Source organism: Pseudomonas sp. CFBP2511 (assembly GCF_030209255.1).
GTDB classification, from domain to species: Bacteria; Pseudomonadota; Gammaproteobacteria; order Pseudomonadales; family Pseudomonadaceae; genus Aquipseudomonas; species Aquipseudomonas avellanae.
This window is the reverse complement of the sequence record NZ_JARVSI010000033.1, coordinates 16114-37961: the sequence shown is the minus strand read 5'-3', so window position 1 is coordinate 37961 and position 21848 is coordinate 16114. Positions and strand designations below refer to the sequence as shown.

General features: G+C 58.5%; 18 protein-coding genes. 15 read left to right on the top strand and 3 right to left on the bottom strand.

What is annotated here, in order from left to right; all coding sequences use genetic code 11:
- Positions 1–16: 16 nt before the first annotated feature.
- From QRN38_RS25865 to QRN38_RS25815, 11 genes are all read left to right on the top strand, one after another.
- The gene (locus QRN38_RS25865) at positions 17–2800 is read left to right on the top strand and encodes an LPS-assembly protein LptD (protein ID WP_057418002.1); all 2784 of its coding nucleotides are present in this window, start codon (positions 17–19) and stop codon (positions 2798–2800) included.
- Complete coding sequence (locus tag QRN38_RS25860; RefSeq protein ID WP_010217367.1) at positions 2781–4103, top strand: peptidylprolyl isomerase; 1323 nt, start codon at positions 2781–2783, stop codon at positions 4101–4103. The genes QRN38_RS25865 and QRN38_RS25860 overlap by 20 nt, the downstream gene beginning before the upstream one ends.
- Positions 4100–5089, top strand: coding sequence for a 4-hydroxythreonine-4-phosphate dehydrogenase PdxA (gene pdxA / locus QRN38_RS25855; RefSeq protein WP_011103187.1), 990 nt, complete (start codon positions 4100–4102; stop codon positions 5087–5089). The genes QRN38_RS25860 and pdxA overlap by 4 nt, the downstream gene beginning before the upstream one ends.
- The gene (rsmA, locus tag QRN38_RS25850) at positions 5086–5892 is read left to right on the top strand and encodes a 16S rRNA (adenine(1518)-N(6)/adenine(1519)-N(6))-dimethyltransferase RsmA (RefSeq protein ID WP_010217365.1); all 807 of its coding nucleotides are present in this window, start codon (positions 5086–5088) and stop codon (positions 5890–5892) included. Before pdxA ends, rsmA begins: the two co-directional genes overlap by 4 nt.
- A 113-nt stretch (positions 5893–6005) precedes the next feature.
- Positions 6006–6386 carry a Co2+/Mg2+ efflux facilitator ApaG/CorD gene (gene apaG, locus QRN38_RS25845; protein ID WP_005768068.1) on the top strand — a complete coding sequence of 127 codons (381 nt, stop codon included), beginning with the start codon at positions 6006–6008 and terminating at the stop codon, positions 6384–6386.
- Positions 6386–7288 carry a symmetrical bis(5'-nucleosyl)-tetraphosphatase gene (locus QRN38_RS25840; protein ID WP_057418003.1) on the top strand — a complete coding sequence of 301 codons (903 nt, stop codon included), beginning with the start codon at positions 6386–6388 and terminating at the stop codon, positions 7286–7288. The genes apaG and QRN38_RS25840 overlap by 1 nt, the downstream gene beginning before the upstream one ends.
- Entirely contained in the window at positions 7285–7605 is a 321-nt protein-coding gene (gene glpE, locus QRN38_RS25835) for a thiosulfate sulfurtransferase GlpE (RefSeq protein WP_057418004.1), read from the top strand. The genes QRN38_RS25840 and glpE overlap by 4 nt, the downstream gene beginning before the upstream one ends.
- Positions 7606–7890: 285 nt before the next feature.
- Positions 7891–9813 carry a PrkA family serine protein kinase gene (locus QRN38_RS25830; protein WP_005614133.1) on the top strand — a complete coding sequence of 641 codons (1923 nt, stop codon included), beginning with the start codon at positions 7891–7893 and terminating at the stop codon, positions 9811–9813.
- 121 nt (positions 9814–9934) lie between these two features.
- Entirely contained in the window at positions 9935–11206 is a 1272-nt protein-coding gene (locus tag QRN38_RS25825) for a YeaH/YhbH family protein (protein ID WP_007244449.1), read from the top strand.
- Positions 11203–12765 carry a SpoVR family protein gene (locus QRN38_RS25820; protein WP_007244450.1) on the top strand — a complete coding sequence of 521 codons (1563 nt, stop codon included), beginning with the start codon at positions 11203–11205 and terminating at the stop codon, positions 12763–12765. The genes QRN38_RS25825 and QRN38_RS25820 overlap by 4 nt, the downstream gene beginning before the upstream one ends.
- Before the next feature lie 97 nt (positions 12766–12862).
- Positions 12863–14092 (top strand): multifunctional CCA addition/repair protein, encoded by a 1230-nt coding sequence (locus QRN38_RS25815; RefSeq protein ID WP_024667182.1) that lies wholly within the window; start codon positions 12863–12865, stop codon positions 14090–14092.
- Positions 14093–14361: 269 nt separating this feature from the next.
- Here the strand turns inward: QRN38_RS25815 and folK are convergent, their stop codons facing one another.
- Positions 14362–14886 carry a 2-amino-4-hydroxy-6-hydroxymethyldihydropteridine diphosphokinase gene (folK, locus tag QRN38_RS25810; RefSeq protein ID WP_007244452.1) on the bottom strand — a complete coding sequence of 175 codons (525 nt, stop codon included), beginning with the start codon at positions 14884–14886 and terminating at the stop codon, positions 14362–14364.
- Complete coding sequence (gene folB / locus QRN38_RS25805; protein WP_003377271.1) at positions 14877–15230, bottom strand: dihydroneopterin aldolase; 354 nt, start codon at positions 15228–15230, stop codon at positions 14877–14879. Before folB ends, folK begins: the two co-directional genes overlap by 10 nt.
- 74 nt (positions 15231–15304) lie before the next feature.
- Between folB and plsY the strand changes: the two genes are divergently transcribed.
- A complete protein-coding gene (gene plsY, locus QRN38_RS25800; RefSeq protein ID WP_005614129.1) occupies positions 15305–15874 on the top strand; it encodes a glycerol-3-phosphate 1-O-acyltransferase PlsY in 570 nt (189 codons plus the stop codon).
- A 52-nt stretch (positions 15875–15926) separates the two neighbouring features.
- Here the strand turns inward: plsY and tsaD are convergent, their stop codons facing one another.
- Positions 15927–16952 carry a tRNA (adenosine(37)-N6)-threonylcarbamoyltransferase complex transferase subunit TsaD gene (gene tsaD, locus QRN38_RS25795; protein WP_005614128.1) on the bottom strand — a complete coding sequence of 342 codons (1026 nt, stop codon included), beginning with the start codon at positions 16950–16952 and terminating at the stop codon, positions 15927–15929.
- Between the two features lie 197 nt (positions 16953–17149).
- On the opposite strand from tsaD, the gene rpsU reads away from it, so the two are divergent.
- The 3 genes from rpsU to rpoD all read left to right on the top strand — a co-directional run bounded on the left by rpsU (position 17150) and on the right by rpoD (position 21710).
- The gene (gene rpsU, locus QRN38_RS25790) at positions 17150–17365 is read left to right on the top strand and encodes a 30S ribosomal protein S21 (RefSeq protein ID WP_002551877.1); all 216 of its coding nucleotides are present in this window, start codon (positions 17150–17152) and stop codon (positions 17363–17365) included.
- A 468-nt stretch (positions 17366–17833) separates the two neighbouring features.
- The gene (dnaG, locus tag QRN38_RS25785) at positions 17834–19792 is read left to right on the top strand and encodes a DNA primase (RefSeq protein WP_007244455.1); all 1959 of its coding nucleotides are present in this window, start codon (positions 17834–17836) and stop codon (positions 19790–19792) included.
- 67 nt (positions 19793–19859) lie between these two features.
- A complete protein-coding gene (gene rpoD / locus QRN38_RS25780; RefSeq protein ID WP_005614111.1) occupies positions 19860–21710 on the top strand; it encodes an RNA polymerase sigma factor RpoD in 1851 nt (616 codons plus the stop codon).
- The last annotated feature ends 138 nt before the right edge of the window (positions 21711–21848 follow it).

The following is a 21848-nucleotide window of genomic DNA, read 5'->3' as shown; positions in this document are numbered from 1 at the left end:
AGCCCGGACTAATAAGATGGCATTGAAATCCCCCGCGTTTCGTAAAAAATTTCCGTTGCTCGTAACCGGCAGTCTGCTGGCGATGCAACCTCTGGCCACTCAGTTCGTGGTCGCCGCGGAACAGTATGACTGCTCAGTCTCTGCTTCGGGTGCCTGGAACTGTGCGCCGAAATCCACTGCCGCTGCTGTAGAGCTGCCTCCACGCCCCGTGCACAGCACAGCGTCGGTCAGTTCCAACGGTACGGTGACGTCCGAAAGCACCTCTTCGGGTGAGCAGGTTGCGGGTCCGCAACTGGTTACCGAAGCCAAGGGCAAAGGCTTGAAGTCGCGTAGTGCTGACTACAGCCACCTCGATTGGGTTCCTCGCGAAAAGCTCACCGCAGCGCAACTGGCCGAGACTGGCCCGTATTGCTCGGGTGCTTACGTCGAGCCGATTCGTCCTGGCATGGACGACAAGACGCCGATGAAAGACGCGCCAATGTTCGTGGGAGCCAAGGCTTCGCGTTACGAGCAGGAAGCGCAGGTCGCGACGCTGGCTGGCGATGTGGTACTGCGCCAAGGCAGCATGCAGGTGCAGGCCCAGGAGGCCGCACTGCATCAGGCCGAGAACCGTGGCGAGCTGAACGGCGATGTCCGTCTGCGCGACAACGGTGCGCTGATCGTCGGTGACAAGGCCGAACTGCAACTCGACACCGGTGAAGCCCGTGTCGACAACGCCGAGTACGTCCTGCACAAGTCGAACATTCGCGGTAACGCCCTGTACGCCAAACGTGCAGAAAACGCGATCATCCGGCTCAAGGACGGCACGTACACCACGTGCGAACCGAACAGCAACGCCTGGACGCTCAAAGGCAACAACATCACGCTGAACCCGGCCACCGGTTTCGGCACAGCGACCAACGTTACCCTGCGGGTCAAGGACATTCCGGTCCTTTACACGCCGTATATCTACTTCCCGATCGACGACCGTCGCCAGTCCGGCTTCCTGCCGCCGACCATTGCGGCAGGCGGCGATAACGGTTTCACGCTCGTCACCCCGTACTACTTCAACCTGGCGCCGAACTACGACGCCACGTTGTACCCGCGCTACATGGCTGATCGTGGCTTGCTGATGGAAGGCGAGTTCCGCTATCTGACCAAAGGCAGCGAAGGTCAGTTCGGCGGCGCGTACCTGAACGACGAGAATGACGACCGCAAGCTGCAGTCCGATTACGACAAGACCCGCTGGATGATCAACTGGCACCACAAGGGCGGCCTGGATACACGCTGGCTGACCCAGGTTGATTACACCGACATCAGCGATCCGTATTACTTCCAGGACCTGGAAACCGATCAGATCGGCGTCAAAAGAACTGACTTCCTCAACCAGCAGGGCTCTTTGACCTACCGCGGCGACAGCTACTCGGCAGTGTTCAACGCTCAGGCTTACAAGCTGGCGACTGTTGCGAACGTTACGCCTTACAACCGTCTGCCACAGCTGACCTTGAATGGCACCTTGCCGTACAACCCGGAAGGCTTGAAGTTCGATTATCAGACCGAAGCTGTTCGCTTTGATCGTGATTTGCGCACCGGCACATTTGTTGATGAAAACGGCAACTTTGAAAGTCGCCTGGACAACAACATCAGCGGGCTGGACCGTGCCAACGGCGATCGTCTGAACCTTGCACCGTCCGTCAGCCTGCCGATGAACTGGTCCTATGGCTTCCTGACACCCAAGGTCAAGTATGTCTATACCCAGTACGACCTGAGCCTGGACGGTACAGGCAAAAGTCAACTGGCGGCTTCGGGCGGGACATTCGACAGCAGCGTAAACCGCAGCGTGCCGATTTTCAGCGTGGACAGCGGTCTGTACTTCGACCGCAACACCAACTGGTTCGGCAAGGATTATCGCCAGACGCTAGAACCTCGCCTGTTCTATCTCTATGTGCCAGAGAAAGATCAGACGGACATTCCGGCATTCGATACCAGCGAGAGCACGTTCAGCTACTCGTCGCTGTTCCGCGACAACCGTTTCACCGGCTCTGACCGTATCGGTGACGAGAACAAGCTGTCGCTGGGCATCACCAACCGCTGGATCGAAGACAACGGCTTTGAACGCCAACGCTTCGCCATAGGTCAGGCCATATACTTCTCCGACCGTAAAGTACAGCTGCCGGGCGTTTCATTCGCAGATCGCGACGATGCCAAGGCAAACGTTTCGCCGTACGCACTGGAATACGAGTACCGCTTCAACCGCGACTGGCGCTTCAACTCCGATTTCAACTGGGATCCGGACAGCAAGAGCACCCGTTCGGGCAGCGCAATGTTCCATTATCAGCCTGAAGCCGAACCCAACAAGATCGTCAACTTCGGCTATCGCTATCGCAATGACCAGATTCGTTACGACGAAAGTACAGGTCGCTGGATTGTGGGTGGTGGTGACTACGGTCGTCCGGGCGATCCCAACTACGTGAAGGACTACTACAAGATTCAGCAGCACGATTTCTCGGTCATCTGGCCAATCGTGCCGCAGTGGAGCCTGATCAGCCGCTGGCAGTATGACTACAACCGTGAACGCACCATCGAAGCTTTCGGCGGGTTCGAGTACGACAACTGCTGCTGGAAAATGCGCCTGGTCAACCGTTACTGGATCGACTACGACGAATTCAGCCAGGCAGCGCCTCAGAACGAGAAAGGCGACCGCGGCATATTCCTACAAATCGTGTTGAAGGGGCTTGGCGGTGTTACTGGCGCCAAAGTAGTCAGCTTCCTCGACAAAGGCATCCAAGGTTATCGTGAACGTGAAGACCAAGCTTTCTGATTGTCTGCGCCCGCTGATGCTGGGCGCGTTACTCCTGAGCGGCGCAGTGCATGCAGCGGTTCAACCTCTGGACAGTGTCGTGGCCATCGTCGACAACGACGTGATCATGAAAAGCCAGATGGACCAGCGTGTTCGTGAAGTTCAGCAAACCATCGCCAAACGTGGCTCTGGCGTGCCTCCTGCAGCCGATCTGCAACCGCAGGTTCTGGATCGTCTGATTCTGGAAAACCTGCAGCTGCAGATGGGCGAACGGTCCGGCATTCGTGTTTCCGATGACGAGCTGAACCAGGCGATCGGCACCATTGCCCAGCGTAACAACATGAGCGTGGAGCAGTTCCGCGCCGCGCTGGCTCATGACGGCTTGTCTTATGAAGACGCTCGCGAGCAGGTTCGCCGGGAAATGATCATCAGCCGGGTGCGTCAGCGCCGGGTGGCCGAACGTATCCAGGTGTCCGAGCAGGAAGTGAAGAACTTCCTCGCCTCCGATCAGGGCAAGGCTCAGTTGTCTGAAGAGTTTCACCTGGCCAACATCCTGATCGCCACGCCTGACAGCGCTTCTTCGGATGCAATTCAGGCCGCAGCCGTCAAGGCCAAGAGCATTTATGACCAGCTGAAGAAAGGTGCGGACTTCGCCAAGATCGCCGCCACCACGTCTTCCAGCGAAAACGCACTGGAAGGTGGCGACATGGGCTGGCGTAAAGCGGCTCAACTGCCGCCGCCATTCGGTGACATGCTCAGCTCGATGCCAATTGGTGACGTGACGCCTCCGGCGCGCACCCCCGGTGGTTTCATTATCCTCAAGCTGCTGGAAAAACGTGGCGGTCAGGGCCAGGCACAGATGCGTGATGAAGTGCATGTGCGTCATATCCTGATCAAACCAAGTGAAATCCGCAGCGAAGAAGCCACCAAACTTCTGGCGCAGAAAATCTACGAGCGTATCGAGAATGGCGAAGACTTCGCCACGCTGGCCAAAAGCTTCTCGGAAGATCCTGGTTCTGCGCTTAACGGTGGCGATCTGAACTGGGTAGATCCCAATTCGCTGGTCCCGGAGTTCCGCGACGTCATGAGCAGCACACCGCAGGGTGAACTGTCCAAACCGTTCAAGACCGCCTACGGCTGGCATGTTCTGGAAGTCCTTGGCCGTCGTGCCACCGACGCAACCGGTCAGGCCCGCGACCAGCAGGCGTTGAGCGTACTGCGTAACCGCAAGTACGACGAAGAACTGCAAACCTGGCTGCGTCAGATCCGTGACGAAGCCTACGTTGAAATCAAACTCCCTGGCGCGACCCAGGCTGCACAGTGAAACCAAAGCGTTTCGCACTGACACCCGGCGAGCCGGCCGGCATTGGTCCTGACCTTTGCCTGCTGCTCGCCACGCAGCCTCAGCCCTACCCCCTGATCGCCATCACCAGCCGCGACCTGCTTACCCAGCGGGCCGCGCAACTGGGTGTGGCGGTCAGTCTGCTTGACGTCACGCCCGAGACTCTTCCCGATCAGCCCGCGCCTGCCGGCAGCCTGTACGTCTGGCACACCCCCCTGGCTGCTCCGGTAGAAACCGGCGTGCTGAACAAGGCCAATGCCGCCTTCGTTCTACAGACCCTGACGCGCGCCGGGCAAGGCTGCCTGGACGGGCTGTTCAGCGGCATGATTACCGCGCCGGTGCACAAGGGTGTCATCAATGACGGCGGCATCGCCTTTTCCGGGCACACCGAATTCCTCGCCGAGCTGACTCACACCGAACAGGTGGTGATGATGCTGGCCACTGGCGACCTGCGCGTGGCGCTGGTGACCACTCACCTGCCGTTGCGCGAAGTGGCCGACGCCATCACGGCGGATCGACTGGAGCGCGTGACACGCATTCTGCACGCCGACCTTGTGAACAAGTTCGGCATTGCGCACCCACGCATTCTGGTCTGCGGCCTGAACCCTCATGCCGGCGAAAGCGGGCATCTGGGCCGAGAGGAAATCGACATCATCGAACCGACTCTGGAGCGTCTGCGCAGCGAAGGGCTGGATTTACGCGGCCCGCTGCCTGCGGACACTCTGTTTACCCCCAAATATCTGGAGCACTGCGACGCAGTGCTGGCGATGTACCACGATCAGGGCTTGCCCGTGCTGAAATACAAAGGTTTCGGCGCAGCAGTCAATGTGACGCTCGGCCTGCCGATCATCCGCACCTCTGTCGATCACGGCACGGCGCTGGATCTGGCCGGCAGCGCGAACATTGACACCGGCAGCCTGCGCGTCGCACTGCAAACCGCCTACCAGATGGCCGAGACCCATTCATGACCGAGCAATTCCAACACCGGGCGCGCAAGCGTTTCGGGCAGAACTTCCTGCACGATGCAGGCGTTATCGACAAGATCCTGCGCGCCATCCGGGCCAAGCCTGAAGACCGCCTGCTGGAAATCGGACCGGGCCAGGGCGCATTGACCGAAGGGCTGCTCAACAGCGGCGCGCAGCTGGACGTAGTGGAGCTGGACAAGGACCTTATTCCGATCCTCAACAGCCAGTTCGCCAGCCAGCCGAACTTCAACCTGCATCAGGGTGATGCACTGAAATTCGACTTCAACACCCTGGGTGCCGAGCCCCGCAGCCTGCGTGTCGTCGGCAACCTGCCGTATAACATCTCTACTCCACTGATTTTCCATCTGCTGCAGAACGCCAGCCTGATTCGCGACATGCACTTCATGCTGCAGAAAGAAGTCGTCGAGCGCATGGCCGCAGGGCCTGGTGGTGGCGACTGGGGCCGTCTGTCAATCATGGTTCAGTACCACTGCCGCGTGGAACACCTGTTCAACGTCGGACCGGGAGCGTTCAATCCGCCACCGAAAGTGGACTCGGCCATCGTGCGACTTGTGCCTTACGAAACGCTGCCGCACCCTGCCAAGGACCATCGCGTGCTTGAGCGAGTGGTACGTGAAGCGTTCAATCAGCGCCGCAAGACCCTGCGCAATACGCTCAAGCTGCTGCTAAGCAGCGACGAAATCACAGCGTCCGGGGTAGACGGCAGCCTGCGTCCCGAGCAGCTCGATCTGGCCGCATTCGTTCGTCTGGCAGACACGCTCAGCGAAAAAGTTGTGACCGAGTGAGCCCCCTGGGCAAGTAAACGGCGCGATCAGTCGTCTTTTTCCGTTTACTTGTCCTAGACTGATCTACCTGCCGCACACGCCCTTTTTTTGCTACGGATTCCAAGGCCTACTGCATGTCCGATTCTCGTTACAAGGTCGACGTCAGCGTCGTCACGCGCTTCCTCGCAGAACAATCGCAACCCGAGCAGAACCGCTTCGCTTTCGCCTACACCATCACCGTGCACAATAACGGCGAGTTGCCTGCCAAGCTGCTGTCACGGCACTGGATCATCACCGATGGCGACGGTCATGTCGAAGAAGTGCGTGGCGAAGGGGTGGTGGGTCAACAACCGTTGATCAAGGTCGGGCAAAGCCATACTTACAGCAGCGGTACGGTAATGACCACTCAGGTGGGCAATATGCAGGGCAGCTACCAGATGCTGGCTGAAGACGGCAAACGCTTCGATGCGGTGATAGAACCCTTCCGTCTCGCCGTTCCGGGCTCACTGCACTGATGGCGGTGTACGCCGTCGGCGACCTGCAAGGTTGCCTCGAACCTCTGCAATGCCTGCTTGAACACGTCCGCTTCGACCCGGTTCAGGATCGACTCTGGCTGGTAGGCGATCTGGTCAACCGTGGTCCGCAGTCGCTGCAAACACTTCGTTACTTGTACAGCATCCGCGAGTCTCTGGTGTGCGTGCTCGGCAACCATGACCTGCACCTGCTGGCCGTCGCGCGCAAGAACGAACTCCTCAAGAAAGGCGACACGCTGCGCGAAATTCTTGAAGCGCCCGATCGTGACGAGTTGTTGCGCTGGGTGCGCCAGCAAAAGCTCATGCATTACGATGCCGAGCGCAACATCGCCATGGTTCATGCGGGCATCGCGCCACAGTGGTCAGTGAAGAAAGCCCTGAAACAGGCTGCTGAAGTCGAACACGCACTTCAGGACGACCAACTGTATGGCGCCTTCCTCGACGGTATGTATGGCAATGAGCCTGCCAAATGGAACAACGACCTGCAAGGCGTCACACGACTGCGGGTCATCACCAACTATTTCACGCGTATGCGCTTCTGCACCAGCGATGGCAAACTAGACCTCAAGAGCAAGGAAGGCGTCGGCACCGCAATACCCGGTTACGCCCCTTGGTTCAGCCACCAGAATCGCAAGGCGCGCGATGTGAAAATCATCTTCGGCCACTGGGCGGCACTTGAAGGCCGTTGCGACGAGCCGGGGGTCTTTGCGCTGGACAGCGGGTGCGTCTGGGGCGGCGCCATGACGCTGTTAAACGTCGATACGCTTGAACGTCATCAGTGCAATTGCGATGCTGTCGGCAATGCCGCCACCGGGATCATCGCCAGTGCGCAGCCCGGTAACGCCCATATTCAGCAAACCCCGGCTCAGGAGCCCAAGCAATGACCGAATTCAAACGTATTCCGCCTGAACAGGCTCAGGCATTGCGCGCTCAGGGTGCCGTGCTGGTCGATGTTCGTGATGCCCAGGCGTTTCAGAGCAATCACATTCCTGACTCTCAGCACCTGGACAATCACTCGATTGCCGACTTCATCGCCAACGCCGACCTGGACAAGCCGCTGGTAGTGGTTTGTTACCACGGCAACTCCAGCCAGAGCGCTGCCGCTTACCTGGTGGGCCAGGGTTTCTCGGACGTCTACAGCGTGGACGGTGGTTTTGAACGGTGGCGCAGCACTTTTCCGGAAGAAACCGTGCAAGGCTGATAGAAAATATTTTTATGACCGCTGATCCCGCGTTCTACGCGGGCTCGCGCGCGATCTGACGAACGGTCGGCCCCTCTTCTCGCGCAACCCTTCTTTATCTTTCCGAATCCGAACTATCCTAAGACCAGGCCATCCGTATTCAGGGGAGAGCCGGTACACCGGCGCGTGGGTCATCGGTAGTTACTTTTAAGGTGTTCTGGGGGGTAAACAGCAGCCGGGCAATCGGTTGTTGCCAGCATCGACTGAGATCCGCCGCCGGCTCTACGTATCGAGCGAGGTGACGTCATGAGTATATTCAGCCACTTCAAAGACCGCTTTGAAAGCACACGCCAGGAAGAGCTTTCGCTACAGGAGTATCTTGAGCTCTGCAAACAGGATCGCAGCGCCTACGCCTCTGCCGCAGAACGTCTGCTGCTGGCCATTGGTGAACCCGAGCTGGTGGACACTTCCGCCAATTCACGGTTGTCGCGAATTTTCTCCAACAAGGTCATACGCCGCTATCCAGCCTTTGCTGATTTCCACGGGATGGAAGAATGCATCGACCAGATCGTTTCGTATTTCCGCCATGCCGCCCAAGGCCTGGAAGAGAAAAAACAAATCCTTTATCTGCTCGGCCCGGTAGGTGGCGGTAAATCGTCTCTGGCGGAAAAACTCAAACAACTGATCGAAAAAGTACCGTTCTACGCCATCAAGGGCTCACCCGTTTTCGAGTCGCCCCTGGGCCTGTTCAACGCCAGTGAAGACGGTGCGATTCTGGAAGAAGACTTCGGGATCCCGCGGCGCTACCTGAGCACCATCATGTCGCCCTGGGCAACCAAGCGTCTGGCTGAGTTCGGGGGCGACATCAGCCAGTTCAAGGTCGTTAAGCTTTACCCCTCAGTGCTCAACCAGATTGCCGTGGCCAAGACCGAGCCAGGTGATGAGAACAACCAGGATATTTCCGCGCTGGTCGGCAAGGTCGATATCCGCAAGCTGGAAGAATTCCCACAGAACGACGCCGATGCCTACAGCTACTCTGGCGCACTGTGCCGGGCCAACCAGGGCCTGATGGAATTTGTCGAGATGTTCAAGGCGCCGATCAAGGTTCTTCACCCGCTACTGACCGCCACGCAGGAAGGTAACTACAACAGTACCGAGGGGCTGGGCGCGATTCCGTTCACCGGTATTCTGCTCGCCCACTCCAACGAATCGGAATGGCACAGCTTCCGCAACAACAAGAACAACGAAGCCTTCATCGACCGTATCTACATCGTCAAGGTGCCTTACTGCCTGCGCGTCAGTGACGAGATCAAAATTTACGACAAGCTGTTGTTCAACAGCTCGCTGGCCAAGGCGCATTGCGCCCCCGACACCCTGAAAATGCTCGCGCAGTTCACCACGCTGTCGCGCCTCAAAGAGCCGGACAACTCCAACATCTATTCCAAGATGCGCGTGTACGACGGCGAGAACCTGAAGGATACCGATCCAAAGGCCAAGTCGATTCAGGAATACCGCGACAGCGCAGGCGTCGACGAAGGCATGAACGGTCTGTCCACCCGCTTTGCGTTCAAGATTCTGTCCAAGGTTTTCAACTTCGACCCGCACGAAATCGCTGCCAACCCGGTGCACTTGCTCTATGTGCTGGAACAGCAGATCGAACAGGAGCAATTCCCTGCCGAAACGCGCGAACGCTATCTGCGCTTCATCAAGGAATACCTGGCACCTCGCTACATCGAGTTCATTGGCAAGGAAATCCAGACCGCGTACCTGGAGTCCTACAGCGAATACGGCCAGAACATCTTCGACCGTTACGTGCTGTATGCAGACTTCTGGATTCAGGACCAGGAATACCGCGACCCTGAAACCGGCGAGATTCTCAATCGCGTCGCCTTGAACGAGGAACTGGAGAAGATCGAAAAACCGGCCGGCATCAGCAACCCGAAAGATTTCCGCAACGAAATCGTCAACTTCGTGCTGCGCGCCCGCGCCAACAACAATGGCAAGAACCCGACCTGGCTCAGCTACGAGAAGCTGCGGGTGGTGATCGAGAAGAAAATGTTCTCCAACACCGAGGACCTGCTGCCGGTCATCAGCTTCAACGCCAAGGCCAGCAAGGAGGATCAACAGAAACACAACGACTTCGTCACACGAATGGTCGAGAGGGGCTACACGGACAAGCAGGTACGTCTGCTTTCCGAATGGTATCTGCGCGTGCGGAAATCGCAGTAAAGCAGCTGCAAGCTTCAAGCTATCAGCTGCAGGCGAAAAGCAATCAAGGTCCGGGCTCGGGATTGATCGTTTCCTCGCTTGCAGCTTGAGGCTTACAACTTGAAGCTCCCCGGAGGAGCCTATGAGCTATGTGATCGACCGACGTCTCAACGGCAAGAACAAGAGCACGGTAAACCGGCAGCGGTTTCTGCGGCGTTACCGTGACCACATCAAGAAGGCAGTGGAGGAAGCCGTCAGCCGACGCTCCATTACCGATATGGAGCACGGCGAACAGATCAGTATTCCCGGACGCGACATCGACGAACCGGTCCTGCACCACGGTCGCGGCGGCAAGCAGACCGTTGTTCATCCTGGCAACAAGGAATTCACCACAGGCGAGCACATCGCCCGTCCTCAAGGCGGTGCGGGCGGTAAAGGGCCTGGCAAGGCGGGCAATTCCGGCGAGGGCATGGACGAGTTCTCGTTTCAGATCACTCAGGAAGAGTTTCTTGAGTTCATGTTCGAAGACCTCGAGCTGCCGAATCTGGTCAAACGCAATCTGACCGGTACGGACACCTTCAAAACCGTGCGCGCCGGCATCAGTAACGAAGGCAATCCATCGCGCATCAATATTATCCGTACCTTGCGCTCCGCCCATGCGCGGCGCATTGCCCTGTCGGGCAGCAGCCGCGCGAAACTCAGGGAAGCGACCAGCGAGCTTGAGCGCATAAAGCGCGAAGAGCCGGACAACTTTGGTGACATTCAGGCGCTGGAAGTCGAGATCGACCGACTCAAAGCACGTATTCGTCGGGTGCCCTACCTCGATACGTTCGACCTCAAGTACAACCTGCTGGTCAAACAACCCAACCCCAGCTCCAAGGCCGTGATGTTCTGTCTGATGGACGTTTCCGGCTCCATGACCCAAGCAACCAAGGACATTGCCAAGCGCTTCTTCATCCTGTTGTACCTGTTCCTGAAACGTAACTACGACAAGATCGACGTTGTGTTCATTCGCCACCACACCAGTGCCCGCGAAGTGGACGAAGAAGAGTTCTTTTATTCACGGGAAACCGGCGGCACCATCGTTTCCAGCGCGTTGAAACTGATGCAGGAAATCATGGCTGCGCGTTACCCCAGCAGCGACTGGAACATCTACGCGGCCCAGGCCTCGGACGGCGACAACTGGAATGACGACTCGCCTATCTGCCGGGAAATCCTCACCAAACAAATCATGCCTTTCGTGCAGTACTACACGTACGTGGAAATCACGCCGCGTGAACATCAGGCCCTGTGGTACGAATACGAGCGCATCGGTGATGACTTCGCCGACACGTTCGCCCAGCAGCAGCTGGTCTCGGCCGGTGATATCTATCCGGTATTCCGCGAACTCTTCCAGCGAAGGTTAGTGTCATGACCGCCAGAGAGCAGAAGCGCCAACCCCTCTCCACGGGTTCAGAGTGGACATTTGAACTGATCCGGGCCTACGACCGTGAAATCGGCAGAATTGCCGAACGGTACGCTCTGGATACGTATCCCAACCAGATCGAAGTGATCACCGCCGAGCAGATGATGGATGCCTATGCCTCGGTGGGCATGCCGCTGGGCTACCACCACTGGTCCTACGGCAAGCACTTCCTCAGCACCGAAAAATCCTACTCCCGGGGCCAGATGGGTCTGGCCTACGAGATCGTCATCAACTCGGACCCTTGCATCGCCTACCTGATGGAAGAAAACACCATCTGCATGCAGGCCCTGGTTGTCGCCCATGCGTGCTATGGGCACAACAGCTTCTTCAAGGGCAACTACCTGTTCCGCACCTGGACCGACGCCAGCTCGATCATCGATTACCTGGTGTTCGCCAAGCAGTACATCATGCAGTGCGAGGAACGCCACGGCATTGATGCCGTGGAAGACTTGCTCGACTCCTGCCATGCGCTGATGAACTACGGCGTGGACCGCTACAAGCGTCCGTATCCGATCTCTGCCGAAGAAGAGCGGCGCAGGCAGAAAGATCGTGAAGAACACCTGCAGCGGCAGATCAACGATCTTTGGCGCACGATTCCGAAGAACGCCGATAAAAGCAGCAAGGAAGACAACGCGCGCTTCCCCGCCGAACCGCAGGAAAACATCCTCTATTTCATCGAAAAACACGCGCCACTTCTGGAACCCTGGCAGCGCGAAGTGGTGCGAATCGTACGCAAGATCGCCCAGTACTTTTACCCACAGCGCCAGACTCAGGTGATGAACGAAGGCTGGGCGACGTTCTGGCACTACACGCTGATGAACGACCTGTACGATGAAGGCCTGGTCACCGACGGCTTCATGATGGAGTTTCTGCAGTCGCACACCAGCGTTATCTATCAGCCTGGCTTCGACAGCCCGTATTACAGCGGCATCAACCCCTACACGCTTGGCTTTGCGATGTATCAGGACATCCGGCGGATGTGCGAACACCCCACTGATGAGGACCGGCAGTGGTTTCCGGAAATCGCCGGGACCGACTGGCTGACTGCGGTCAAGTTTGCGATGAGCAGCTTCAAGGACGAGAGCTTCATCCTCCAGTACCTGTCGCCCAAGGTCATTCGTGATCTCAAACTGTTCAGCATCATGGACGACGATCAGAAAGAAGACCTGCTGGTGCCCGCCATCCATGATGAGAACGGCTACCGGACCATTCGGGAAATTCTGGCTGCGCAGTACAACCTCGGCAATCGGGAACCCAACGTACAGATCTACAGCATTGACCGCCGCGGAGATCGCTCGCTGACCCTGCGCCATCAACAGCACAACCGCAAACCGCTGGGCGATTCGACAGACGAGGTGCTCAAGCACCTGCATCGGCTGTGGGGTTTTGATATTCATCTGGAAACCCTGCAGGGCGACCAGTTGATCAAGACCCATCACGTCCCCCCTAAAGGCGAGCATGCCGATGGGGAATATCCCCGGCTTGATATGGCGGTCGTCCACCTCTAAGCGCTAGAGGCAGGCAGACCTGAAAGTATGTTCATGCAGTTTTAGCCTCCGTAAGCGCAACGCAAGGTTTATCCTGTCGCGCTTACGGAGGTTTTTTATGCAGATTTATAAAGTTGGTGGCGCTGTACGCGACCGCCTGCTGGGTCAACCTGTCACTGATATCGATTGGGTGGTGGTCGGTGCAAGTACCGAGGACATGCTGGTCAAGGGCTATCGCCCGGTCGGCACAGACTTCCCGGTGTTCCTGCACCCGCTGACCAACGAGGAATACGCGCTGGCGCGCACAGAACGCAAGAGTGGCGTGGGCTACGGCGGCTTTGTGTTTCATGCAAGCCCTGACGTCACACTGGAGCAGGACCTGATTCGCCGCGACCTGACGATCAATGCCATGGCCGAAGACAAGGACGGCAATCTGACCGACCCTTACAATGGCCAGCAGGATCTTGAAGCGCGAGTATTGCGTCACGTTTCTCCCGCGTTCGCCGAAGATCCGCTCAGGGTCTTGCGTGTGGCCCGGTTCGCCGCGCGCTATGCCGGCCATGGCTTCACCGTCGCGCCCGAAACCCTCGAGCTGATGCGCCAGCTCAGCGAATCCGGCGAACTCAAGGCGCTGACGGCCGAGCGAAGCTGGAAGGAAATCTCTCGTGCTCTGATGGAAGACCAGCCTCAGATATTCATTCAGGTGCTGCATGACTGTGGCGCGCTGAGTGAGCTGATGCCCGAGGTCGAAGCGCTGTTTGGCGTGCCGCAGCCGGCTGCACACCACCCGGAAATCGACACCGGCGTGCATGTGCTCAGCGTGCTTGAGCAGTCTGCCATCCACAAACACCCGCTGACCGTGCGCTGGGCCTGCCTGCTGCATGATCTGGGCAAGGGGCTGACGCCAGAATCCGAATGGCCCAGGCACATCGCCCACGAACACACCGGCCTGCGCCTGATAAAAGCGGTCAACGAGCGTTTTCGGGTGCCAAGAGACTGCCAGGAACTGGCACTACTGGTGGGCCAATACCACACGCATGGCCACCGGGCACTGGAACTGAAACCATCGACCTTGCTGGAGCTGCTGCACAGTTTCGACGTCTACCGCCGACCGCAACGCTTCGAGGAGTTTATTGCAGCCTGCGAGATGGACGCACGCGGCCGCCATGGCTTCGAGCAACGCAGTTATCCACAGGCCGACTACCTGCGCGGCGCGGCACACGCCGCCCGAACCGTGTCAGTGCAACCGCTGCTGGAAAAGGGCCTGAAGGGCAAGGAACTGGGTGACGCGCTGAAGAACGAGCGCTTGAAGGCACTGAAAACCTACAAGGCGGGGCACGTCGCCTGACAGGCTCGCGCACCAATTATGCTTTTGATTCTGGCCGCAGGCCGTGGGAGCGAACTTGTTCGCGAAAGGGTCGATATAACCGCCGAAAATGCACCGACTGAAACACTGTCTTCGCGAACAAGCGAAGCGTCGCCCGGTTCCCACGCCCTCCGGGCAGATGCCGGGAATCTCACTATTCCAGGCGCTCTATGACTTACGCATAACGAGCGCTACAGCGTGGTAGCGCAGCCCTGGAAGCTCTGCGCTCAAGCTGAAAGGCGAGGATGATCTCAGCTGCGCAGCAAATCCTCAGGTGTCAGCCCCACCCCCCGCCATTCAAAAGCCACAGGCCAAAGCTGCTGATCAATCTGCGCATCCGCCCACAATTTACTGAACGATATGCCCACCCCCGGATGCAGACGTTCAGGGGCGATCAGCGCCAATGGCCGCAAAACGAAGGCATTTTTGAGAATTTCCGCCCTAGGCAAAATCAGCCCATCAAAGTTGCCGACCTGTTCGCCATACAGCAGCACATCAATGTCCAGCGGCAGGCCGACTCGATCAGGCGCGTAGCGGCCATTGTCCGCCTCGATGAATTTCAGGCGGCGATCCAGCTCTGTCAGCGGCAGGTCGGTCAGCGCCGAGACCACCAGGTTAAAGAACGGCCCGCTCTTGATACCTACGGCATGGCTCTCGAAAACCGGCGAACAGCTTATGTCGGAGAGAAAGCCATCCAGCGCATCAAGCCCCGCATGCAGGTGCCGTTCGCGCTCGATGTTGCTCCCCAGGCCGAGGAAAATCCGCGTCAGCGACATCCGCGCTCGATCTCCACGCCGACACCGGCGGCGGCGGCCACAGCACCCGGCTTGGTCAGCTTCAGATGCAGCCAGGGAATATTGAATTCGCTCATCAGCACTTCGGCGAGGCGTTCGGCAAACGTCTCCACCAACTGAAACTGCGCCTGCTCGGCAAACGCCTGAATACGTGTGGAAACGCTGGCATAGTCAAGCGCCTTGCTCAGGTCATCACCCGCCGCGGCAGGTCGATTGTCCCAAGCAAAACTGAGGTCCAGACGCAGGCACTGGCGAATGCCACGCTCCCAGTCATAGGCGCCGATAACCGTATCGACCTCAAGGCCCTCGATGAAAACTCTGTCCAAGCGCTACTCTCCACTGCACGACAAGGGCGCGATGCGCCGTTAGAATCAGGGCATCCTCGCCCGGAATGGTTAGCATGTTTTGGTTACTGGCGACTTTCGCCTACCTGCTCGGCTCGCTGTCCTTCGCCATCCTGCTCAGTCGCCTGAGCGGCAGCCCGGACCCGCGCGCCAGTGGTTCGGGCAATGCCGGTGCGACCAACATGTTGCGTCTGGCCGGAAAGAAACTGGCCGTCCTGACCCTGCTCGGCGACCTCTGCAAAGGCCTGATTCCGGTAGTGCTCGCCGGCGCCTGGGGCCTTGATCCATCACAGCAAGGCTGGATCGGCGTCTGCGCAGTGCTGGGCCATCTGTTTCCGCTGTACTTTCGCTTCCGTGGCGGCAAAGGTGTCGCGACCGCCGCCGGCGTGCTGCTCGGGCTTTACCCGCCCGCAGCGGCCCTGGCGATAGCGGCCTGGCTGCTGACCCTCTACCTGACCCGTACCAGCTCGCTCGCCGCCCTGATCGCCACCCCGCTGACGCTGCCATTACTGGCCTGGCAGGAACCGCACGCCTTGTTGCCGATGAGCGTGCTAACCCTGCTCATCGTCTGGCGCCATCGCGGCAATCTACGCGACCTGCTGGCCGGGCGCGAACGACATTTCTGATACACAACCTGAAATCCGCTCAACCGCAGCACAGCCCACACCACCCCGACCACTAGAGCCCCGACAACTGCTCCATGGGCCAGCGCGCCTGCACGCTGATGCTCAAATCTTCTTTCTGCCCGGCCTGCAGACGCTGGCAGCCGGCAAAGGCGATCATCGCGCCGTTGTCAGTACAGAATTCCGGCCGCGCGTAGTAAACGTGCCCGCGCAACTCACCGAGCATGCTTTCCAGCGACACCCGCAACGCCTTGTTGGCGCTGACGCCGCCTGCGATGACCAGACTCTTGAGCCCGGTCTGCTTGAGCGCGCGCTTGCACTTGATGGTCAAAGTCTCCACTACCGCCTGCTGGAAGGCCAGAGCGATGTCGCAGCGGGTTTGCTCACTGTCGTCCCCGGCACTCTGGCACTGCTGCCACGTGTTGAGCGCCGAGGTTTTCAAGCCGCTGAAACTGAACGCCAACCCGGGGCGATCGGTCATCGGCCGAGGGAAGACAAAACGTCCCGGCACGCCCTGCAAGGCCGCTTTCGAGATCTCCGGGCCGCCCGGATACTGCATGCCCATCATCTTGGCGGTCTTGTCGAACGCCTCGCCTGCGGCATCATCCAGCGTCTCGCCCAGCAGCTCGTACTGACCGATGCCATCGACGCGAACCAGCTGCGTGTGCCCACCGGACACCAACAAAGCGACGAACGGAAACTGTGGCGGGTTTTCTTCCAGCATCGGGGCCAGCAGATGGCCTTCCATGTGGTGAACACCCAGCGCCGGAATATCCCAGGCAAACGCCAGTGCCTGCGCGCACGACGCGCCGACCAGCAACGCGCCCACAAGGCCCGGCCCTGCGGTGTAGGCGATGGCGTCGATGTCGGTCGCAACGCAGTCGGCCTCGGCCAGTGTCTGGCGGATCAGGGGCAGCATGCGCTTGACGTGATCACGCGAAGCCAGCTCCGGCACCACACCGCCATAAGCGCGGTGCAGGTCGATCTGACTGAATAAAGCGTCCGCCAGCAAACCGCGTTCGCTGTCGTACAACGCGACGCCGGTTTCGTCGCAGGAGGTTTCTAATCCCAGTACTAGCATGGGGTTGCGCCTTGTAGGGGGCAGATTTGAAGGCGCGCATAATAGTCGTCGACCGAGGTGCCGACCAGCGGTTTTCGATCAGAGGCTTTGCATTCCTCTCAATGAGGGGTTAACATCCGCAACCCTTAAAAACCGACGTACTTTGTGCAGTGTTTGTACAGAGCGTTGACCCCGGTAATGAATGAAGGTAGCTCTGGATGCCAGCCGTCAAAGTTAAAGAGAACGAACCCTTCGACGTAGCTCTGCGTCGTTTCAAGCGCTCCTGCGAAAAAGCCGGTGTTCTGGCTGAAGTTCGTAGCCGCGAATTTTACGAGAAGCCGACTTCGGAGCGTAAGCGCAAGGCAGCAGCTGCTGTCAAACGCCACGCCAAGAAAGTCCAGCGCGAACAGCGCCGCGCCGTTCGTCTGTATTAATTTACAGACCTTCGTCGCAAGCTTCTGCCTTGCCCGGCCACACAGCCGGGCTGTCGGCAGTTACAGCTTTGCTGTTTTGCGTTAGCTAGATTGATTGACCTGTCCAGGCCGCAGATGCGACTCAGACAACCAGTCAAGCACGTCCAGCCTGTTTACAGGTAGCGTCAGCCATGCCCACTCGGGCAGCAATTGGCTGATGACAAGACGAGTATGCCTTGATGACTTCGCAAGAAGCTCAGCCAAGGCAGCGTCTCTCGCCCTATCCGAATGAATGTCGTCAACGCCCACAGCCTGATGATCGATTCGCAAAAGTCATGCACCCGCTTTTTTCAGCTTTCAGCACCGACCTTCGGATGCAAAGACGTGCCCGCTTATTGCTGTCGTCATACCAAAAGACGGCTGACAGGCTGACGGAACGCTCGTAGAGTCACTCGATATTTTCGCGACACGCTTGATGATGAGAACGCCATGGCCGGGCTGATCCCCCAGAGCTTTATCGACGACCTTCTGAACCGCACCGACATTGTCGATGTCGTCAGCTCGCGCGTGCAGCTCAAAAAAGCCGGCAAGAACTACAGCGCGTGCTGCCCGTTCCACAAAGAAAAGACACCCTCTTTCAGCGTCAGCCCGGACAAACAGTTCTATTACTGCTTTGGCTGCGGCGCAGGTGGCAACGCACTGGGTTTCATCATGGACCACGACAACCTGGATTTCCCCCAGGCCGTCGAGGACCTTGCCAAAGCCGCCGGCATGGAAGTGCCACGCGAGCAAGGCGTCAAGGGTCAGAAACCCCGTCAGCCGACCGACTCACCGCTTTACCCGCTTCTTAACGCTGCCTCCGAGTTTTACCGCCAGGCACTGAAAAGCCATCCGTCGCGCAAAGCCGCAGTGGATTACCTCAAGGGCCGTGGCCTGTCAGGTGAAATCGCCCGGGACTTCGGCCTGGGCTTTGCACCACCCGGCTGGGACAACCTGTACAAGCACCTGAGCAGCGACTCGTTACAGCAAAAGGTCATGATCGATGCCGGCCTGCTGATCGAAAACGCTGAAACCGGCAAGCGCTACGACCGCTTCCGTGACCGGGTGATGTTTCCGATCCGTGACTCGCGCGGGCGCATCATCGCCTTCGGCGGTCGCGTATTGGGCGACGACAAGCCCAAGTACCTGAACTCGCCGGAAACGCCGGTATTCCACAAGGGTCAGGAGCTGTACGGGCTGTTTGAAGCACGCAAATTCAATCGCAACCTCGATGAAATCATCGTCGTTGAAGGTTACATGGACGTCATCGCTCTGGCCCAGCAAGGCTTGCGCAATGCCGTGGCCACGCTGGGCACGGCCACCAGCGAAGAACACTTGAAACGTTTGTTCAGGGTCGTGCCGAACGTGTTGTTCTGCTTCGACGGCGATCAGGCCGGACGCAACGCCGCATGGCGAGCGCTGGAGGCCGCGCTGCCAAACCTGCAGGACGGAAGGCGGGCCCGCTTCCTGTTTCTGCCCGAAGGCGAAGACCCGGACACGCTGGTGCGCTCGGAAGGCACCGACGCCTTCAAGGCGCGCATCAATCAGCACGCCCAGCCGCTGGCCGATTATTTTTTCGAGCAACTGACCAAAGAATCCGACCCGCGCTCGCTGGAAGGCAAAGCGCACATGGCCACCCTCGCCGCGCCACTGATCGACAAAGTGCCCGGCGCGAACCTGCGGATTCTGATGCGTCAGCGCCTCAGTGAAATTACCGGGCTCACCGGCGAGGCCGTCAGCCAACTGGTGCAGAGCGCACCCGCAGACGCGCCGCCGAGCTACGACCCGTATGTCGATTACGACGCCATGCCCGACTTCGCCGATTACCAGCCACAAGGCGGGTACGAGGCGCAGCAGGAATGGACGCCAAAGAAAGCCGGCGGTCCGAATCAGAAAAAATGGGACAACAACAAGTCCTGGGGCAAGAAAGGCAAGCGTCAGGAGTTCGAACCCCGCACGCCGCGTGTACCGACCGCCGTCGAGCCGCCAATGCAGGCCGCATTGAGAACCTTGCTGCACCACCCGGAACTGGCCGAAAAGGTCGAAAATGCCAGCCATTTCGCTGCAGAAGACCAATCAAACGCACAACTGCTGGTCGCCCTTATCGAAGCCCGGCAAAAGAATCCCAGCCTGCGGTCGTTACAGTTGATAGCGCGATGGCACGGAACTGAACAGGGCCGCTTGCTGCGTGCACTGGCAGAAAAGGAATGGCTGATTGAGACCGACAACCTTGAACAACAGTTTTTCGACACTATAACTAGCTTATCCGCCCGCCAACGCGAGCGCAGCCTGGACCATCTGATCAGCAAGGCTCGGCAGACCGAGCTGAGCGCAGAAGAGAAAATTCAGCTAAGGGAACTGCTAAATCGCAATGTTCCCGCACAAAACCCGACCTCAACTGGCGCGTGAGGTCATAGCTCGGGTATAATCCTCGGCTTGTTTTTTGCCCGCCAAGACCTTCAGTGGATAGGGTGTTATGTCCGGAAAAGCGCAACAGCAGTCTCGTATCAAAGAGTTGATCACCCTGGGTCGTGAGCAGAAGTATCTGACTTACGCAGAGGTCAACGACCACCTGCCCGAGGATATTTCAGATCCCGAGCAGGTGGAAGACATCATCCGCATGATCAACGACATGGGGATCCCGGTACACGAGAGTGCTCCGGATGCGGACGCCTTGATGCTGGCCGACGCCGATACCGACGAGGCAGCCGCAGAAGAAGCGGCTGCAGCGTTGGCAGCGGTCGAGACCGATATCGGGCGTACCACCGATCCCGTTCGTATGTACATGCGTGAAATGGGCACCGTTGAACTTCTGACCCGTGAAGGCGAAATCGAAATCGCCAAACGTATCGAAGAAGGCATCCGTGAAGTGATGGGCGCAATTGCGCACTTCCCAGGCACGGTTGACCATATTCTCTCCGAATACACACGTGTCACCAGCGAAGGCGGTCGTCTCTCCGACGTTCTCAGCGGTTATATCGACCCGGACGACGGCATCGCGCCGCCTGCCGAAGTCCCTCCGCCCGTCGACCCCAAAGCCGTCAAGGCCGAAGGCGCTGACGATGATGAGGAAGAGTCGGCAGACTCGAGCGACGAAGAAGACGAAGTCGAAAGCGGTCCGGATCCGGTCATCGCCCAGCAGCGTTTCGGCGCGGTTTCCGATCAAATGGAAATCACCCGCAAGGCGCTGAAGAAGTTCGGTCGCGACGACAAGCACGCCATCGCCGAACTGGTTGCCCTTGCCGAATTGTTCATGCCGATCAAACTGGTTCCAAAACAGTTTGAAGGTCTGGTAGAGCGTGTCCGTGGTGCCCTCGAGCGTCTTCGTGCTCAGGAACGCGCCATCATGCAGTTGTGCGTACGTGATGCACGTATGCCGCGCGCCGACTTCCTGCGCCAGTTCCCCGGCCACGAAGTTGACGAAAGCTGGACCGATGGGCTCGCCAAAGGTAAAGGCAAATACGCTGAAGCCATTGGTCGCCTGCAGCCTGACATCCAGCGTTGCCAGCAGAAGCTGTCTGCGCTGGAAGAAGAAACCGGCCTGAAAATCGCCGAGATCAAAGACATCAACCGTCGCATGTCGATCGGTGAGGCCAAGGCCCGCCGCGCGAAGAAAGAGATGGTTGAAGCCAACTTGCGTCTGGTGATCTCCATCGCCAAGAAGTACACCAACCGTGGCTTGCAATTCCTCGATCTGATCCAGGAAGGCAACATCGGCTTGATGAAGGCTGTGGACAAGTTCGAATACCGTCGTGGCTACAAGTTCTCGACGTATGCGACCTGGTGGATCCGTCAGGCGATCACTCGCTCGATTGCCGACCAGGCCCGCACCATTCGTATTCCGGTGCACATGATCGAGACGATCAACAAGCTCAACCGTATTTCCCGGCAGATGCTGCAGGAAATGGGTCGCGAACCGACCCCGGAAGAGCTGGGCGAACGCATGGAAATGCCTGAGGATAAAATCCGCAAGGTATTGAAGATCGCCAAAGAGCCGATCTCCATGGAAACCCCGATCGGTGACGACGAAGATTCGCACCTGGGTGACTTCATCGAAGACTCGACCATGCAGTCGCCAATCGATGTCGCCACTGTTGAAAGCCTGAAAGAAGCGACACGCGAAGTGCTGTCGGGCCTTACCGCCCGTGAAGCCAAGGTTCTGCGCATGCGTTTCGGCATCGACATGAATACCGACCACACGCTTGAAGAAGTCGGTAAACAGTTTGACGTAACCCGCGAGCGGATTCGTCAGATCGAAGCCAAGGCACTGCGCAAGCTGCGTCACCCGACAAGAAGCGAGCACTTGCGCTCGTTCCTCGACGAGTAATCGCACCAGCGAGTCAACAAAACCCCCGGCCTGCCGGGGGTTTTGCGTTTTCGGCCCGGCAAAACCGAGACCTGCACCGAAAACGTGAATCAGATCAAGTTACAAACTTTCAGACATTGGTCTGGTTGCGGCCCCCCG